This window comes from Acetanaerobacterium elongatum (genome assembly GCF_900103835.1).
GTDB lineage: Bacteria > Bacillota > Clostridia > Oscillospirales > Ruminococcaceae > Acetanaerobacterium > Acetanaerobacterium elongatum.
In genome coordinates, this window is record NZ_FNID01000005.1 from 66,440 (window position 1) to 84,492 (window position 18,053).

Annotated in this window: 17 protein-coding genes and 1 tRNA gene; 13 read left to right on the forward strand and 5 right to left on the reverse strand. The window is 47.9% G+C overall.

All coding sequences use genetic code 11. The annotated features are described in order from the left end of the window. Nucleotides 1–144 precede the first annotated feature (144 nt). The 4 genes from BLR50_RS02595 to BLR50_RS02610 form a co-directional block, all read right to left on the reverse strand. Nucleotides 145–942, reverse strand: coding sequence for an alpha/beta fold hydrolase (locus BLR50_RS02595; protein ID WP_278277978.1), 798 nt, complete (start codon nucleotides 940–942; stop codon nucleotides 145–147). A gap of 83 nt (nucleotides 943–1,025) precedes the next feature. Further along, nucleotides 1,026–1,643: a TetR/AcrR family transcriptional regulator gene (locus BLR50_RS02600; RefSeq protein WP_092638232.1), complete on the reverse strand. Its 618-nt coding sequence runs from the start codon at nucleotides 1,641–1,643 to the stop codon at nucleotides 1,026–1,028. 184 nt (nucleotides 1,644–1,827) lie between these two features. Further along, on the reverse strand, nucleotides 1,828–2,433 hold the full coding sequence (locus BLR50_RS02605) for a flavin reductase family protein (RefSeq protein ID WP_092638234.1): 606 nt from the start codon (nucleotides 2,431–2,433) through the stop codon (nucleotides 1,828–1,830). A gap of 35 nt (nucleotides 2,434–2,468) precedes the next feature. Beyond that, a complete protein-coding gene (locus BLR50_RS02610; RefSeq protein ID WP_092638236.1) occupies nucleotides 2,469–2,816 on the reverse strand; it encodes a cupin domain-containing protein in 348 nt (115 codons plus the stop codon). Between the two features lie 117 nt (nucleotides 2,817–2,933). Here BLR50_RS02610 and BLR50_RS02615 point away from each other — a divergent pair, with 117 nt between their 5' ends. After that, nucleotides 2,934–3,809 carry a LysR family transcriptional regulator gene (locus BLR50_RS02615; protein WP_092638238.1) on the forward strand — a complete coding sequence of 292 codons (876 nt, stop codon included), beginning with the start codon at nucleotides 2,934–2,936 and terminating at the stop codon, nucleotides 3,807–3,809. Between the two features lie 86 nt (nucleotides 3,810–3,895). On the opposite strand, the gene BLR50_RS02620 is transcribed toward BLR50_RS02615, so the two are convergent. Beyond that, nucleotides 3,896–5,278 (reverse strand): citrate/2-methylcitrate synthase, encoded by a 1,383-nt coding sequence (locus BLR50_RS02620; protein WP_242871671.1) that lies wholly within the window; start codon nucleotides 5,276–5,278, stop codon nucleotides 3,896–3,898. A gap of 322 nt (nucleotides 5,279–5,600) precedes the next feature. Here BLR50_RS02620 and spoIID point away from each other — a divergent pair, with 322 nt between their 5' ends. The 12 genes from spoIID (at nucleotide 5,601) to BLR50_RS02680 (ending at nucleotide 17,920) form a co-directional block, all read left to right on the forward strand. Beyond that, nucleotides 5,601–6,779: a stage II sporulation protein D gene (spoIID, locus tag BLR50_RS02625; protein ID WP_092638240.1), complete on the forward strand. Its 1,179-nt coding sequence runs from the start codon at nucleotides 5,601–5,603 to the stop codon at nucleotides 6,777–6,779. A gap of 123 nt (nucleotides 6,780–6,902) precedes the next feature. Next, complete coding sequence (locus tag BLR50_RS02630) at nucleotides 6,903–7,076, forward strand: DUF362 domain-containing protein (protein WP_092638292.1); 174 nt, start codon at nucleotides 6,903–6,905, stop codon at nucleotides 7,074–7,076. A 346-nt stretch (nucleotides 7,077–7,422) separates the two neighbouring features. Continuing rightward, a complete protein-coding gene (locus BLR50_RS14835; RefSeq protein ID WP_423230276.1) occupies nucleotides 7,423–7,671 on the forward strand; it encodes a double zinc ribbon domain-containing protein in 249 nt (82 codons plus the stop codon). Between the two features lie 13 nt (nucleotides 7,672–7,684). Beyond that, nucleotides 7,685–8,347, forward strand: coding sequence for a zinc ribbon domain-containing protein (locus BLR50_RS02640; protein WP_092638244.1), 663 nt, complete (start codon nucleotides 7,685–7,687; stop codon nucleotides 8,345–8,347). Between the two features lie 230 nt (nucleotides 8,348–8,577). After that, a tRNA-Leu gene (locus BLR50_RS02645) sits at nucleotides 8,578–8,663 on the forward strand. A gap of 328 nt (nucleotides 8,664–8,991) precedes the next feature. Continuing rightward, nucleotides 8,992–10,227 (forward strand): MFS transporter, encoded by a 1,236-nt coding sequence (locus BLR50_RS02650; protein ID WP_242871672.1) that lies wholly within the window; start codon nucleotides 8,992–8,994, stop codon nucleotides 10,225–10,227. A 47-nt stretch (nucleotides 10,228–10,274) separates the two neighbouring features. Further along, entirely contained in the window at nucleotides 10,275–11,765 is a 1,491-nt protein-coding gene (gene glpK, locus BLR50_RS02655; RefSeq protein WP_092638246.1) for a glycerol kinase GlpK, read from the forward strand. A gap of 5 nt (nucleotides 11,766–11,770) precedes the next feature. Beyond that, nucleotides 11,771–12,313, forward strand: a complete 543-nt coding sequence (locus BLR50_RS02660) for a CDP-alcohol phosphatidyltransferase family protein (RefSeq protein ID WP_162840296.1) — start codon at nucleotides 11,771–11,773, stop codon at nucleotides 12,311–12,313. Nucleotides 12,314–12,324: 11 nt separating this feature from the next. Continuing rightward, nucleotides 12,325–12,762, forward strand: a complete 438-nt coding sequence (locus tag BLR50_RS02665; protein ID WP_092638250.1) for a GNAT family N-acetyltransferase — start codon at nucleotides 12,325–12,327, stop codon at nucleotides 12,760–12,762. A gap of 195 nt (nucleotides 12,763–12,957) precedes the next feature. Further along, nucleotides 12,958–14,259: an ABC transporter substrate-binding protein gene (locus BLR50_RS02670; protein ID WP_092638252.1), complete on the forward strand. Its 1,302-nt coding sequence runs from the start codon at nucleotides 12,958–12,960 to the stop codon at nucleotides 14,257–14,259. A 44-nt stretch (nucleotides 14,260–14,303) separates the two neighbouring features. Next, a complete protein-coding gene (locus BLR50_RS02675; RefSeq protein WP_092638254.1) occupies nucleotides 14,304–16,199 on the forward strand; it encodes a sensor histidine kinase in 1,896 nt (631 codons plus the stop codon). Nucleotides 16,200–16,270: 71 nt separating this feature from the next. After that, nucleotides 16,271–17,920, forward strand: a complete 1,650-nt coding sequence (locus tag BLR50_RS02680) for a response regulator (RefSeq protein ID WP_092638256.1) — start codon at nucleotides 16,271–16,273, stop codon at nucleotides 17,918–17,920. The last annotated feature ends 133 nt before the right edge of the window (nucleotides 17,921–18,053 follow it).

Sequence of the window (18,053 nt, forward strand, 5' to 3'; positions counted from 1 at the left end):
CCTTGCGTATGCAGAAGGTTAACATGGGAAACGTGTTCGTATCATAGTTAATATCTCCTTATAAATACTTTTGTTTCCAAGATTATAGCGTAAGACCAAAGGAAAATCAATTGTTTACTTACCGCAGCAAGGTTGTAAACTGCCCTATTTTAACAACTGATCAGCTGGTTCCCTGCCCTTCTGCTGCAAAAATGTCTTAAGAACCTGCACAAACTCCTCCGGCCTCTCCATCTGAGGCACATGCTTACACCCCTTCATAATATGCAGCTGGCAGCGCCTGATAACCTTACTTGCCGCAATAGCGGACTTCAACGGAACAGCTGCATCTCTTTCCCCGTTTACCAGCAAAACCGGCATGCTCAACTCACAAAGATGCGAGGTGAGATCAGTTGTAATCCTATCCGGCCCCATCTCGTATTGCTGGAGGGAGTTAAACGCACGAAAGCCGGTCTCCGACTGGGCAAGGGTAAACACCTCGGTAACCATTTCGTCAGAAATCTTCTCTTTATCCCCTATCAAACTGGCTGCAATAGACCATTTAACCAAACGCTTGCTTTTACACATCTGTTCATACATCTTTGTATAGAGCTTTGAATAGACCAGCCATCGACTAAGTTTATGAAAGCGCATCCTTTCGCTAAGCCCCAGTGAGTCTACCAATATAAGCTTTTCTACTGTCTGAGGGTTTCTTACTGCAAAACCGATGCTGACCCCTCCACCCAGTGAGATTCCTGCAAGGGACATTCTTTCTATTCCAAGCTGCTTTACAACCTCATCAAACAGGTCGACATACAGCGGGACGGTATAGGTAATATCGGGCTTATCGCTTAAGCCATAGCCCAGCATATCCACTGCATAGATCTCATAGCGGCTGCCCATCAGACGGATAACCTCACTCCAGGAAAGCATTGCGTTATCAAGACCCCCTCCATGCAGAAGCATCAGCTTTTCTCCTGTTTCCCCCGGCTGGTGATAGACGTTTATTGTATAACCCTGAACCCTCAATTTTATCTGCTCCACAGCTCTCACTCCTTATTGCTTCTATAGAAACCCTGACGAAGCACCTCGATATAGGTGCATGCTTCTGCTTCCAGCGCCTGCAGATCAAGCTTTCCCTCCGTACGGCGTTCCTTGATGAAGCCGTCACCGATCCACACTATCATACGGATCGCCTTTCCGATATCCTCATCACATCTGAATCGACTGGTGTCAATGTTTTCATACATCACCCGGTAGTTGCTGTTTAAAACTTGCTGGTTGATTGTCTTGATTTCGGCCGCAACCAAAGGCTCCGTCTCGTAATAGGCGCGCAGGGCGAACTCGAAGATATCGGGGTATGCCGCAAGGGTGCGCACCCTTGACTGGGTAATCTTGATATTGCGGTCGAAAAAATCGGTTTCTGCCAGTGCCCCGCTCTGCTCGATTCCCTCTAAAATCTTTCCGCAGCTGTACTCATACAAAAAGCAATAGAGTTCCTTTTTATTCTTAAAATGATAAAATAGCAGGCCCTTTGAGATTCCGGCCAATGATGCAATATCATCGGTGGAGGCCTTGCTGTAGGGGGATTGCGCAAAAACCTTCATCGCCGCGTGGATAATTTTTTGCTGCTTCTCGGGCTTTAGCTGTCGAAAGCTTTCCTGCATACGCAACCTCCTTTTGACCAATTCGGTCAGTTTCTAGCTTCATTATAATGAACTGACTCAGACTTACAAGGGGTAAAGGTTAAAAAACCTATAATTACAAACAGCACCTCTACTTTCATATGAGGTGCTGTTTGTGGGTTTTATAGAGTATTGATAATAACAGCGGAAAGCAAGCTGGATTTGCTTAATGGGTTTCACTCTCAATGATGGACTGAATGGTGCAATACCGATTACCGCTCAGCCTTCCCAATGCATCAAGACCTTGCCAATCTATTTCGCGCTCATCCTTCACAATTTCGTCTTGGGCATACATTGATAAAACCCGCCCGATAATCAGATTACCCGCGTTGGCTCCTTCACTTACAGATACAATACGGTCAAGCACGCACTCAAATGAAACCCGGGCTTCACAAATTCTTGATGGTCGGATTGTTTTAGAGGGAGCCAGCGTGATGCCCTTTATAAATGTTATGTCTTCCCCAAAAGGGATAGGCCCGGCCGAGCATTCCATCGGATGCAGCAAATCCTTAGAAACAAGGTTAATTACAAATTCCTTTGTCTCTTCAATATTGATGACGGTGTCTTTTTTTGAACCATCCTCCCGATTAACAGCAGAAAAAGCCAGAACAGGGGGGTACCAGGACACCCCGGTAAAAAAGCTGAAGGGCGCTAAATTCGGCGCACCTTTCGCATTTATGGTAGATACCCATGCGATAGGGCGCGGTATGATACTGCTTGTAAGTAAATCGTGCGCATGACGCGGCTTTAAATCTCTCAAATCAATTTCCATCAATTTCACCGCTTACCATAGTAGTTATTATTCTGCTAATCAGCATACAGATCACCGCTGTTCTCTTTGTTCAACGTACCTTCCAGCTCAATCATCAAAAACTTTGTAAGCTTATTCACCACCGGCCTGTGCAGGGTATTTTTCGGAACAATGATAAATTCACCCTGACTAACCTCTATAAGGCCATCCTCGGTTTCAAGATGGAATTGTCCCTCGATAACATAAAACAGTTCATCCGACCTCTCGTGGATATGGAAATCCAATGTCCTGTTTTCTACCTGCACAACGCTTAAGGCATGATGATTCAAAAAGCCTATCTTCTTATACACATACAGCTGATCGATTTCGTTAACTTCCTTTAACAGACTTACTTTCGATAACATTTCAATACCTCCGCTTGCTATTTTCTTAAGCAGATGATAACATAAGGAATGTAATCTGTAAAATAGATAGTTTTGATATAATCAATCATAAATTTTAATTGATTGGCGGAGATTCAGTTGGAGCTAAAAAATTTAAATACCTTTCTGGTTTTAAGTAAAACGAAAAACTTCACCAAAACAGCACAATATTTAGGTTACGTTCAATCAAGCATTACCGCCCAAATACAGCAATTAGAAAAAGAGCTGAATGTTCAGCTCTTTGAACGCATGGGGAAAAATGTATCACTTACCGCAGAGGGCGAGAGGCTTATTCCTTACGCTCAAAAAATGCTTGCATTATCCTCTGATATTAAAAGCTTATACGCCGGTGCTCAATGCCGTGGCAAGCTTGTTGTGGGGGCTTCGGAATCGATCAGTATTTACAGGCTCCCCCCAATAATTAGCAGGTTTAAAGAGGCTTACCCCAATATTGATTTGTACCTTCATCTATTGAACGTCTCTGATTTTGCCCCTTTACTGATAAACAATACCTTTGATGTTGCTTTTGTACTGGATAAACCTATTATCAACTCCGGTATTAAAACCGCACTTGAAATAGAAGAACGTATCTGCGTTCTGTCCAGCCCGGATTGTCCCCTTGCGAAAAAGGCAGCCGTGGATATTCAGGATTTTGCCGGATTGCCGGTGATTTTTACCGGCCGTGGCTGCAGCTATCGCGGCATGTTTGAGCATGACTTGGCTGAGCATGGTGTTGTACCGAATATCGTATTGGAAACGTCCAGTATTCAGGTAATAAAGGAAGCGGCCATGAGCGGATTAGGGTTGTGTATTCTGCCAGAACTGGCGGTTATGAAAGAACTAGGAGAAAAAAAGCTTATAAAGCTCGCTTATACAAACAACTATAATATTTCTTCCCAACTGATTTACCACAAAGATAAATGGCTTTCTCCCGCAATGGAGGGCTTCATCTCTATTGCTAAACAGTATGCTTAGTATGGATATGGGACAGCCACACGTTTCGTATAAGGTAAAAGCCATTGAAGCTTTGTAAACTTCAATGGCTTTTTGCTGTTTAAAACCTATCGCTCACTCAGCGGTATGTAGGAACGCTCCTGTGCAATTGCCTTATAGGCGGGGCGCATAATGCGGTTACAGGTGGTCAGCTCCTCAATTCGGTGTGCACACCAGCCGCCGATACGGGCTACCGCAAATAGGGGGGTATACAGCTCCGGGGGAATCCCCAGCATCTTGTATACAAGGCCGGAATAAAAGTCTACATTCGCACAGACCATCTTGCTGTCGCCCTTGTGCTGGTAGAATACCTCAGGAGCCAAACGTTCAATCGTCTCCAGCAGGTTAAACTCCGCTTCATATTCGGTGCCCTTAGCAAGCTGAAAAGCATTCTGCTTTAGGATAACAGCGCGCGGGTCGCTTTTGGAATAGATGGCGTGCCCAATACCGTAGATGAGGCCCGAGCCGTCACCGGCCTCCTTTTGCAGGATTTTGCGCAGATAGTCGGTAACCTCTATCTCGTTGTTCCAGTGTTTCACGTCAGCTTTTATATACTCAAGCATCTGCATAACCTTATTGTTTGCGCCGCCGTGCTTGGGGCCTTTGAGGGAGCAGATTGCTGAGGAGATTGCTGAATAGCTGTCGGTACCCGAAGAGGTGAGCACGCGGCAGGTAAACGACGAGTTATTGCCGCCGCCATGCTCGGCATGAAGCATCAGCATCAGGTCTAAGAGCTTTGCCTCTTCGTCGGTAAAGCTGCGGTCGGCGCGTATGGTAGAAAGGATATTTTCGGCAGTGCTATGCTCCGGCAGACAGGGATGCAGCACCATGCTTTCGTTATCATAAGCACGCTTTTTAACCTGATACGAGCTAACCATAATGCTGGGCAGCCGTGCAATAAGCTCAATACACTGGCGCATAGTGTTTTCAAGGCTGGTGTCGTCGGCGCGGTCATCATAGGAATACAGCGCCAGCACCGAGCGTGCCAGCTTATTCATAATATTCGGTGACGGCGCCTTGATGATGATATCATCCACAAACCCGGACGGCATTTCACGAAACAGGCAGAGCGTATCCTGAAAGCCCTTCAGCTGGGCGGCGGTGGGAAGACTTCCGAACAGCAGCAGCCAAACCACCTCTTCGTAGCCGAAGCGGTTTTCTTTTTTGCAGCCTTCCACCAGCTCCTTAATGTTAATACCGCGGTAGATCAGCTCACCGTCGATGGGCACACGCTCGCCTTCGCTGATGAGATAACCGTGTACATTACAGATGTGGGTTAATCCCGCAACAACACCGGTGCCGTCATTATTACGCAGGCCACGCTTTACATTAAATTTATCGTACAGTGACGAGTCTATATTGTTATACTTCAGATATTCTTCGCATAGGTATTTAATGGCCTTTTTCTGCTCCTGCCCCATGTTCAAGTTACTGTTAAAGCCAATGCTCATGTGCTCACCATCCCTTTCATGCTGCTCTTTCCCGGTTGAATCTTTCTGGCTCTAGCGTCTTAATACTGCTAATGCATAAATGATATTCTCATCCTGCATAAGTCTGCCCCTGCTATTTTCTTTAACGGGTAGTGCGAAAGCGCTCAGAAAATGGGCGCAACAGGCTTTACTGTGCAGTGATGAATATTTTCATTTTACTCTCATTTTTTTGGATTGTCAACACGCGCAAAAGATGTACATGCATAATCAAATTGATTGTCCTTCATAAACTCCAGGAATTTTGCTTAAGGCATAACGATAAACGGAGAGGACTGATTTAAAAATGAAAGAAAGTTTAGGGCTGGCACTTCTACTATTGGCAGCGCTTATCCTGATTCCGCTTCTGGCAATAGGTGGCGGCACGGAGCTGTTAAATCCGTTCAAGGCAACCAGCAGTACTGCTGTCAGTGAAAAGGGCAGCGCTTCTTCGTCACTAGCGGCAGACCCCAATGCCGACGCTCAGGCCCAGCTGGAGGCAATGCTGGCTGAGCATGCGTCCTCGCAGGCAGTGTCCTCCTCATCGGAGGCTTCCTCACAGGCAGCTTCCTCAGAGCAAGTGGAAGGCAGCTCCGAAAAAGCGTCGGCAGTGGTGAAGGCATTTAAAATTCTCAATCTTTCCACCGGAAAGGTGGAAACGGTTTCGCGCCGGGATTATATCATCGGTGCGGTGGCGTGCGAGATGCCTGCCTCATTTAATACCGAAGCGCTCAAGGCGCAGGCAGTGGCGGCCCACACCTATGCCCTAAGAAGACGACTAAACCAGCAGGCCTCGCCGGATGAAAGCCTGAAGGATGCCGACTTTAGTGCCGACCCCTCCAAGTTACAGGGCTATATTACCGAGGATACTGCACGCGAGCGTTTCGGCGATACGTTTGACGTTTATTGGAATAAAATAACCAAGGCCTGTGATGAGGTGCTGGAAAAGGTACTAATCTACGAAAACCAGCCTATTGTGGCCGCTTATCACTCTATGTCCGCCGGTAAGACAGAGGATGCCAAAACAGTCTGGGAAAGTGGCGCGCCCTATCTGGTACCGGTGGAGAGCTTCGGCGATACCTTAGCCAAAAACTACGAGGCAAAAACCGAGCTTAAGGCTACCGAGGTGCAGAGCCTGCTGAAAAAACAATACCCTGATATTATACTTTCCTCTACAAAATCAAAGTGGTTTAAGATTATATCCTGTACCGATTCCGGCACCATTACTGAGCTTACCGCGGGGGATATCTCCATGACGGGGCAGGAGGCAAGGTCGCTGTTCTCGTTGCGCTCGGCAAACTTCACCATCGCTTATGCAAACAGTGTCTTCACCTTCACCACACTTGGCTACGGGCATGGCGTGGGGATGAGCCAATATGGGGCTGATTATATGGCCCGGCAGGGCAGCACCTACGAGGAGATTCTTGCGCACTATTACCCCAAAACGGTGCTCATAAACGAGAGCGAGCTTGGTACAGCCGAGTAGATTTATGCCTATAACCAACAGAATGACACCATGCATGGCTACCTGGTTGATAAACAGAATTCTATTGCAATTTTGCTCGATTGTGGTACAATAAAGTCAAACTACAAGGAGGTGTATATTTATATGGCATACAAGATTAACGACGATTGCATCAGCTGCGGCGCTTGCGAAGCTGAATGCCCTGTTTCTGCTATTTCCGCCGGAGACTCTAAGTTTGTAATAGACGACAGTGCCTGCATCGACTGCGGCGCTTGTGCAGGGGTTTGCCCCGTGGGTGCGCCCAATCCGAAGGATTAAAAACTATTACACATAAAGCGGATGCCTTTTGAGGTATCCGCTTTATTTTTTGCCCCGTAACCATTTTGCATGGCCCTGAATGTATTTCGTATCTGGCTAGTTATATTGAATGAACCTCATTAAAATCATGTATATTATTACATATTTATTCTAAAACATTTCTATTTTTTTATTGAAAGTTATAAAAAATTATTGTAATATCTATCCGTAGGCTGATAAAAAGGGATATATCAACCATAAAAATACAACTGTTAAAGGGACGAGAACGATGGCCGATTACAAGCATTTCTGCATATACTGCGAAAAATTGATTCCAGCCGATGCAAACCTCTGCCCATTTTGCGGTATGCAAGACCCTTTTACCTTTCGCTGCCCGAAATGCAGGAATGTTATTGAAAAAGGGTGGCAAAAATGCAGCAGCTGCGGGCTGCAACTACATATAGTATGCCCCTCCTGCGGTAAATTGACCTTTGTTTCAAGCGGCTGTGAGCACTGCGGCACGCCGCTTACCGTGAAGTGCCAAAATAAAAAATGCGGCTATGTTCAGATCAAGATAGGAGACAGATGTCTTAAATGTAATAAAAAACTTGACTAAGGAGCAATGTAACATGGAAATGACAGCCTTTACCCGAAATTACGAAGACAACAGCACCGACGCAGGTTTTCAGTTTACCTTTTACTGTGATGTCTGCGGCGACGGGTACAAAACGAAGTTTATAGAGTCCTCTACCTATAAAAAGGGTAACTTTTTTAGAACACTGGGCCGCGGGGTTTCGGTTGGTGCCTCCCTTCTTGGGCTGGACGGCGGATATAATGTAGAGCGCGGCACCGATATCATCAGCGAGCGATTTGAGGGCATGTCTCCCGATTGGCAGCGTGAGCATGAGCATGCGTTTGAGCTTGCTCAGAACGAGGCTAAGAACCACTTTCACCGCTGCCATAAATGTCATATGTGGGTTTGTGAGGCCGATTATAACGAGGATGAGGGCCTCTGTGTTGAGTGCGCCCCCCGTATGAACGTTGAAATAGCCCACGCGAAGGCCGAGAAGATGGTGGAGGATATCCGCGCAAGAGCGGAGAAGACCACCGTTTTCAGCGGCAAGATTGAATCCAAGCAGATTGTCTGCCCCAGCTGCGGTAAGCCTGCCAGCCAAGGTAAGTTCTGCAACAACTGCGGTGCCAGCCTGACATTGAATAAATGCTCCAAGTGCGGCGCGCAAAACCAGGCGGAAGCCAGATTCTGCAGTGAGTGTGGCAATAAGCTACGCTGACCGGGGTTGAGAAAATGCCGGACCTGGATGGTTCCCCTTCTGTGGCGGAGACCTTTACCCATGCGTTTTTACTGTAAGAACGGCAGCGCCCGGCTAAACACGAAGGAAGCTGAATCAAAGGTTTGCAAAGAGGCAGTTAATATCAAGCTGGGCGGCAGAAAAAAAGATAAAAAACACCTTTACACTGCTTGAATTTCATGCAAAAATCAGATATAATAGTTAAGTTCCACGCCGGTGTGATGGAATGGCAGACGTGACGGACTCAAAATCCGTTGTTGGCAACAACGTGCGGGTTCAAGTCCCGCCACCGGCACCACTGGGCCTCACTTTGTAAATAAGTGAGGCCTTTTTGTATCTTAATTTAGCTAAATTGTATTTCTATTATTACGTCGGTTCACGCCGAATTTGCCACCCACCAGTGCTTGAATACCGCCTTTGCAGTGCGCTGATGGTATTAAGCGGCGCTTGGTTGCCTTTTCCTGCGGTTTTGTTTATAATGTTGATAAATGCATATGATTCGTGACGGTTATTAAAGGAACAAGCAATTTACATACCTGCTTACAATACAGGAACATATTTAAAAAAGATATATAACACAGCGTGTAAGACATATTGTAAAAGTCTCACGAGAATAGGGGTTCAACTTGCCAGAAACCGCACTCCGCAACCGACTTGACTACAAGAAAACTGCTCTTATCGGCCTTGGTTTCATGGCAGTATCACTGGCATGGGCCATGTATAGTGCAAATGTCCCCATCCTGTTGGAGCACCACATTAAAAACTCCGTACTTATCGGGCTGATTATGTCTATAGACAATATTTTAGCCGTAATATTGCAGCCCTTAATAGGCTCACTCAGTGACAAAACGCGCACCCGCTGCGGCAGAAGGCTCCCCTACATACTCATCGGCATGCCGGTAAGCGCCATACTTTTTGCGTTTATCCCCTTTGGCAGCTCGCTTACGGTGCTGATTGGAATAATTATACTTTATAATCTCTCGATGTCGGCATGGCGATCGCCTGTGGTGGCGCTGATGCCCGACGTTACCCCGTCTAATCTGCGCTCGCAGGCCAACGGGGTAATCAACCTGATGGGCGGCATCGGCACCATTATTGCACTGTTGGGCGGCGGCCTGCTGATTAAGCTCACCGATGGGGTAAAGCTGCCCTTTTCGCTGGTTACCCTGTTAACCTTAGCTGCGTGGGCGATGATATTCTTCTTTGTGCGCGAGCCTGCCCGCTTATCCCATGAGGAGCAAACCGCGCAGGCTGCCTCCCAGGAGGCGGCCCCCGAAACCAAGGGAGAAAGAAAAAGCCTGATGCTGCTGCTCTTTGCCATCTTCTTTTGGTTTTTGGGCTTTAACGCCATCGAAACCTTCTTTACCCTTTATGCCACCAACTCGCTGAAGCTGGAGCAGGGTGATGCCTCTATCTCGCTCGCGTTTTTTGCGGTTGCGTTTGGCATAGCGGCAGTGCCTGCCGGCTACCTCGGCGCACGGTTCGGGCGCAAACGCTGTATTGCAATAGGGCTCATCATGTGCATAACGCTTTTTACGGCGATGTTCTTCATTACCAATATCATCGCGATACGCGTGTTGATGGTGGCGGGCGGTTTTTTCTGGGCCTGCATCAACACCAACTCCCTGCCTATGGTGGTGGAGATCGGCCACACCTCGCGCATCGGGCGATACACCGGCTACTACTACTTTTTTTCGCAGGCTGCCTCCATCGCGGCTCCTTCGCTGTTCGGCGCCATCCGCGAGCTTACCGGCAGCTACGGAACCCTGTTTTTGTTTGCAGGTGTCTCTTGCCTGCTGGCCCTGCTCTGCGCGATTTTTGTAAAGCACGGTGAGGCGGCAAAGCAGCCTGCGATAGTATAAAATCGTCTTTTGCATTACACTACACTTTTTGAAGGGATGGATTGGTTTTGGCAGACAAAAAATATGTCATCGCGTTGGATCAAGGAACCACCAGCTCCCGCGCCATCATCTTTGATAAGGCGCAGAACATTCTGAACATCTCGCAAAAGGAGTTCACCCAGTATTACCCGAAGCCGGGCTGGGTAGAACACGACCCGATGGAGATCTTTTCATCTCAGTACAGTGTGCTTACCGAGGTGATAGCCCTGAGCGGTGTGCTGCCGGAGGAGATTGCCGCCATCGGCATTACCAACCAGCGTGAAACCACTATCCTGTGGGATAAAGCCACCGGACGTCCCGTGTATAATGCGATTGTGTGGCAGTGCCGCAGAACCGCCGAGCTTTGCAGCAAGCTGGAAGAGCAGGGGCTACGCGAAACCGTTCTCAAGCACACCGGTTTGCGGATTGACGCCTACTTCAGCGCAACCAAGATTGCGTGGTTACTGGAGAATGTGCCCGGCGCACGCGAGAAGGCCGAGCGTGGCGAGCTGCTGTTCGGCACGGTGGATACCTGGCTGGTGTGGAAGCTTACAAACGGTCAGGTACATGTAACCGACTATACCAACGCCTCGCGCACGATGCTGTTTAATATACATACGCTTGAGTGGGATGACACCCTGCTTAAAGCATTGAATATCCCCAAGAGCATCCTCCCGCGGGTATGCAGCAGCAGTGAGATTTACGGCTATACCAATATATTGGGTGTAAATGTGCCTATTTCCGGTATGGCGGGTGACCAGCAGGCAGCCTTGTTTGGTCAAACCTGCTTTGAGGCTGGAGGCATCAAAAACACCTACGGCACCGGCTGTTTCATGCTGATGAACACCGGCGACCAAATCTGTGAGAGCAAAAACGGCATGCTTACCACCATTGCGGCTGGCACAAACGGCAAGGTGCAGTATGCGGTAGAGGGCAGTGTTTTTGTGGGCGGCGCGGTGATACAGTGGCTGCGAGATGAGCTGCGATTTATCAGTGAATCGGCCGACAGTGAATACTTTGCCCGAAAGGTGAAGGATAACGGCGGGGTTTATGTGGTGCCCGCGTTTACCGGCCTTGGTGCACCCCACTGGGATATGTATGCGCGCGGTGCCATCTTCGGGTTAACGCGCGGTACTGGCAGAAACCATATCATCCGTGCGGCACTTGAATCGATAGCCTACCAGACGCGTGACCTTGTAAGCGCCATTGAGGCTGATACCGGTATTACAATCAACGAGCTGCGGGTAGACGGCGGCGCTTCTGCCAATGCTTTTCTGATGCAGTTCCAAGCCGATATCATCAATAAAACCATCCGCCGACCGATGATCCGTGAAACCACGGCGCTGGGGGCTGCCTATCTGGCGGGGCTTGCAGTGGGGCTGTGGAAAAACACCGATGAGATTAAGCAGAACTGGACGCTGGACAAGATGTATACCCCGGATATGGACGATAAAACTCGTAAGCAGTTGTTAAGCGGCTGGAACAAAGCCGTTGGGCGTGCCAAGGGTTGGGCGGAATAACTGCGGTGAAGTATGCTGCCAATATACTTACCCTGTTTCGGGTTGTGCTGAGCTTTCTGCTTGTGCCGCTGCGGGATCATTGTGCCGTTTTTACGGTAATCTATCTGCTGTGCGGGCTCACCGACATACTTGACGGTGTTATTGCGCGCAAAACGGGAACACAGAGCACCTTGGGTGCACGGCTGGATTCCGCTGCCGACCTTGTGCTGTTTGCGGTCATCCTCACCCTTGGGGTATTGTGGGCGGGTAATAGGCTTACGATTCTTCTGCCACCGATTATCGTTGTCATCGTGCTGAGGCTCTTGAATCTGGTAATCTCGGGGGTGCGTCATAAAAAGCTGCTTTTTATTCATACCGTAGCAAACAAGGCAACAGGGGTAATCCTCTTTATTGCGGCACTTGCGTTTATGTTTACACACAGCAGCGTTATTGTCTGGGTGGTGTGTGCTGTTGCTGCACTCTCATCCATAGAGGAAGGGCTTGTTCTGCTTACCGATAATCATCCCGATTTAAACCGCAAGAGTATTTTTATCAGGAATAGACAGTGAAAGGATTTATTATGACATTTAAGAGTATTACAAACGATGAACTTCAGACTTGTGCCGAACTTCTGATGCGCACCTACAACTGCCCGCCGTGGAATGACCGGTGGACCGCTGAATCCGCTTTACGGTATGTTTCAGAGTTCTTTGGCTTCCCACGTTTTTTCGGATTTGCGGCTTTTGAGGGGGACGAGCTTGTTGGTGCCATGTTCTGCCGGGAGCACACCTGGTACACTAACGATGAACTGTATGTAGACGAATTCTTTATTGCACCGGAGCATCAGCGCAAAGGATATGGTGCGGCAATGCTAAAGTATGCTGAGGACTATATCAAATCAAAAGGTCTTGCAGGCTTTACCCTGCTCACCAACCGGTATATGCCTGCCCCGCGCTTTTATGAGAAGAATGGTTTTACAACAGCAGAGCATGTGATGTTTATGTATAAAGAGGTATAACCTGCTTTTTATTGACAGTGAAGCAGAAATAATGTATGATAATGTGGCTATAATTGGCTATATTGCTGAGTATTTCAACCGCTGACCTGCAATCCGCCGTAGGATGAGGATTCTTTATATCACAATCAGGCTAAGCCTGACGAATTTTCACCAAGGCTTTTGCTGGGAGGGACATCTACGAAGAAGTACGGTTGGTTGTTTCTTTTTCTGCTTACAATACTATCGGTAACCTTCTTTACCGTTTGGGTTTCCTACCGGGATACGGTTCCGGTTTTACCCAAACAAAAGGAGGTTGTTTCTGCTGCTAAAACGGAGATTGTTTTTATGAACAGCTGGGGCGGCGAAAATGGCAGTGCCACCGTTCTGCAGCAGCAGCTAAATGAGTTTATGGCCGAAAACCCCGATATTGTGGTTAAAAACGAATCGATCTGGGGGGATGATTTTCTCCCCAGCATTAAAACAAAGTTTGCGACGGGCAACGACCCAGATGTATTCGGGCTTTGGCCGGGCTCAGATATTCGGTACCTTATCGCCAACGGCAAGGTGGCCGACCTGACAGATATGCTTGATGCCGACCCGGAATATAAGAGCATCTTTAACGAAAAGATGTGGCAGTATTCAACGGTAAACGGTTGTATCTACGGTCTGCCGATGGAGATTATTTTTGAGGCGCTCTTTTATAACAAGGATTTGTTTGACAAGTATGGTATCAAGGTTCCTGAAACCTACGACGAGCTGGTGGAAGCAGTAAAGGCACTAAAATCTCATGGTATTATTCCCATCGCCTACAACAGCGAAGCCGAGGGCAGCTACCTTTACCAAAACCTTATCATGATGCTGGGCAATAAAGATGAGGTTGAAAAGCCTTTTACCAGAAGCGCGGTTAATGACTGCTATATTCAGGCCATGTATAAGATGCGCGAATTGAAAGCACTGGGTGCATTCCCGAGCGACTATACCAGTCTTTCCAGCGAGGAGCGCAACAACCTTTTTATTAACAAAAAGGCCGGTATGATCGTGCAGGGCTCATGGTTTATCGGTAACTTTCAAAATGATTTTACGGTGGATCTTACCGCATTCCCCACCCTTACAGCGGAAAAATCGGGGAACAAACGCATTATCTACGGAATGGGCTGCGGTATCTTCTATGTAAGCCAAAAGGCGATGAACGACAAGAATAAGCAGCAGGCAGCTCTTAAACTTTTGCATCATCTTGCATCCCGTGAAAGCGCTTCTTATTATGCTGCACGCAGAGGTATGATCAGCAATATTGATATCTCAGGATATAGTATTAACTATAACCGTCTCACTCAGAAAGGGCTTTGTTATGTCAATTCTGCCGATGAGCTTATCGGCCCGCCCGATAGTTTTATTTCGCGTGCATTATGGCAGAGTGTGATTATTAAAGAATTTCCCTATATGCTTGAAAATGATGTCAGCCCCGAGGAGCTTTGGCAGAAGGTCATTAATCGGGGCGCCCTGCAATCGCTTACCTAGACCTTGTCGGCCCGTAGAAAAACGTTGAAAGGCTGGCGGTAAACGTGCCAAAGCTATCTTTTGTGTTGCAAAAGGCTTCCTTCATTTTAAAGAAACCTTTACAGGTTTTATATAAGCTTTATAAGAATCTGCCCATTCGCGGTAAATTTTTGCTTGTGCTTAACTCTATTATTCTGATACCGCTTATTACCATCAGTTATATCAGCTACAAAAATACCGAAGATGCTTTAAAAGCAAAATCGGTACAGTATTCACAGGATATCCTGCAGATGGTGCAACTGCGTTTGGTAGACAGCCTCTCCAAAATATCCGACATTTCAAACGACCTGTTGGCTGATGAACGTATCTATAATGTGGTAGACAGTCTGAGCAAGGATAGGAATTCCTTAGAAAATTATGAGGTTGATACTACCGTTAATAACATCTTAAAGAACATCCTTTCCACGCGCGACGGTGCACTCTCCATCGGGATTTTCCCTTCATTAAGCGATGGCTTTATTGTTAACAGCTTTTCGGCTCCGGGCAGGCTGAAGGATATTCTTGATAATAACCGGCAGTTCTATAGAACCATCTATAAATCCGCACGTGCGAACGCAGGCTTACCGGTATATGTGGTGGATGAAAATAACAACGTTTTTCTGGTTCGCACCATGTATAACCACGACACCTATCAGGAAAGCGGTGTTCTGGTTATTTTGATAAGCCCGGAATATCTCAGCAAGGCCTTCAACGGCTTGGTAAGCGATGATGTGCAGAACCTTGAGATTGTATCCGGGAATAAGGCGATTTTACAGAAGGTGAACTATTCTTTAATGGGGCAGCCCGATTACGGCAAGCTGCAGGGAAAGGGCTGGTTCATCGATAGTAAATACCAGCGCCTGATTTCTTATTCCACCAATGCCGACCTTGGCTGGAAGCTGGTTTCATATGTGTCGCTCTCTTCGCTGTATGCGGATGTCTATAAGGTACGGCAGACCATTGTGGTTGCCTGTGTTATTGCCGTGCTGCTTATGTCACTCATCGGGGTGCTGATGTCAGTGGACTTTGCTTCCTCTATCGGCAAGCTTGTTTCGGGCATGGAGCGGGTGCGCAAGGGCGAGACCGATGTAACGATTGCGCTTGAACGCAAGGATGAGATTGGTTACATGGGTGAAACCTTCAACCATATGATCTCGGAGATAACAACGCTCGAGAAATGGGTATTCCGTGAGCAGCTTACCCGCAAGGAGGCTGAGCTCAAGGCACTGCAGTCGCAGATTAACCCGCATTTTCTGTTTAACACGCTGGAAACCGTTAACTGGATGGCAATCCTTAATAATGTGCCTGAAATCAGCAAAACCATCACGGCACTTTCATCTTTGATGGAGGCCAGTATCATGCGGGGGGATGCGTTTATCCCGCTCAGCGAAGAGTTTACCTATATTGATAACTTCATCTATATCCTCACCAAACGCTTTGAAGACCGCCTAACGGTGGATAAGCAGATCGACCCCGCTGCGCTGAGTGTGGTTGTACCCAAGCTGCTGATACAGCCGCTTGTTGAAAATGCAATCTATCATGGCGTAGAGAACAGCCGCGGCCAGTGCCGGGTATATATCGGTGCTCAGGTAGCCGATCAGCTGCTCTGCATTACTGTGGAAGACAACGGCGCCGGAATGGACGAGCAGGAGCTTGCAGCTTTAAAGACACAGCTGGCGGTAGAGGATAACACCTACTTTACGGCAAGCGGCCAAAGCAAGCGAAAAGGTGTTGGGCTTAATAACGTAAACCGCAGAATCAAGCTTTATTACGGCCCCGAATACGGGCTTGACATTGAGAGTAAAAAAGGTGAGTATACGCGCATTCTTGTGAAAATTCCACTTACGGTAAAGGAGCGGGTAAACGCTTCTATGAAGGTTCTTACCGGTTCCGCTGAGGCAGTAAGCGAGGAAAAAGGCTAGGCAGTACTGTTTACTTAGGTGATAAGCGAAAGTGAGTATTTGCATAGACACGTAAGAGAGGGGCACTTAAGATGTTCAACCTCATGATTATTGACGACGAGCCAATTATTCGCAAGGGAATCAGAAGCGTTATCAACTGGGAGGAGCTTGGCTGCACCGTCTGCGCAGAGGCGGAGGACGGGCAGGAGGGGCGAGAACTGATTGAGCGCCTGAAACCGGATATTATTATTACTGACATCAAGATGCCCGAGGTTGATGGACTTACCATGATTCGGGATATCAAGGATGTTGTACCGAACTGTAAGGTAATCATTCTTACCGGTTACCGTGACTTTGATTATGCCTACCAGGCAATCAAGCTGGGGGCCTTTGATTTTCTGCTGAAGCCCACCAAGCTGGAGCAGCTGCACGATGTTGTAAAACGTGCGGTTACAGAGCTCAAAACCAAGGCATCAAGCGACCCGGAAACAGAGCGGCTGAGAAAGCTGTACGAAAAGAATCTGCCGCTTATAAGGGAAAAATTCCTGTACAATATGCTTACCGGCGTGGCTACCGGCAGCCAAAGCGTGACTGAAGAGGCCCAGCAGCTGGGAATTGATGTTGGACTTTTTCAGGTTGTAATGGTGGAAAACGACAATAGCCGCGATGCGCAGGACGACGGCTATAACGGAAACCCTTTATATCAGTTTGGTATCACCAGTGCCTTTGAAGAGGCCTTTTCCGGTTTCTACAGCGTCCAGCCGGTTTCGCTCAACAGTCGGCGCACGGCCTTCGTTCTCTCACCGAAAGCAGAAGCCGCGAAATCCTCCAGTGGTGCAGCGGTGTGCTGCATTGAAAACTGTTGCTCAAATCTTCAGAATATGGTGAAAAGCTGCTTCGGGTTTGGGGTGACGGTTACTGTTTCGAGCGAAGGGTTCGGGTTTGGCGAGCTTTCGGTAAAGTACAGGGAGTGCTGTGAGGCTTTTAAACACAGCTTTTATCTGGGAAGCCAAACCATTATCTTTTATGACCGTATCGGTTCACAGATTAAGCAAAACGACGCGGCTTTATATGAATGCAACAACCGCCTGTTTGAGCTGGTGAAGGCCGGGGACGTAGACGGCGTTTCGCAATGCACCGCTGAGCTGCTCACCTGCATAACCAGCATGGGGCTCACCGATAAGGAATACATACGGCGCTTCTATTTTGATACCATTACGGTAATCAACACCATCCGTGCCTCTGCGCTGATCGCCGATGATTCTCTTCCTCCGCAGAACGCCGGGGAGGGCAACCTTTACAACATGATTGAACGCTGTGACAATGTCGGGGACTTAAACGGGCTGCTCGAAAGTGTGGCTCGCCGCGCCGCCGCCAAGATCGGGGATTACGACAGCGGCAGCATGAAGCTCTTATTGCGCAAGGCGGTGGATTACCTCAATAAGCACTACTCCGACCCCATTACCCTGCAGCAGATGGCAGACGAAATCTATGTTAGCCCCTCCTACATCAGCCGCATGTTCAAGAAGGAGCTGGGCGTAAACTTTGTGGACTACCTCAATGAAATTCGCATCAGCCGCGCCAAAGACCTGCTGGGGGATATCAACTATAAAACCTACGAGGTAGCCGACAGCGTTGGCATCTCCAACCCGCACTACTTCTCAAAGCTGTTTCGGCGCTATGTGGGGATGACGCCCTCGGAGTATAAGGAGCTGCTGAGCAGGACGACCTTTACACAATAGCATCAGATATGATAAAGCCCGTGCAGCGAGCATTGAAGCAAAACATATATTTTGAGTTTTTAAGGTTATATAATTAGCCAAAAAAAGCAATAATATACCCCTGAAATCCGCTTGATTATGCGGATTTCAGGGG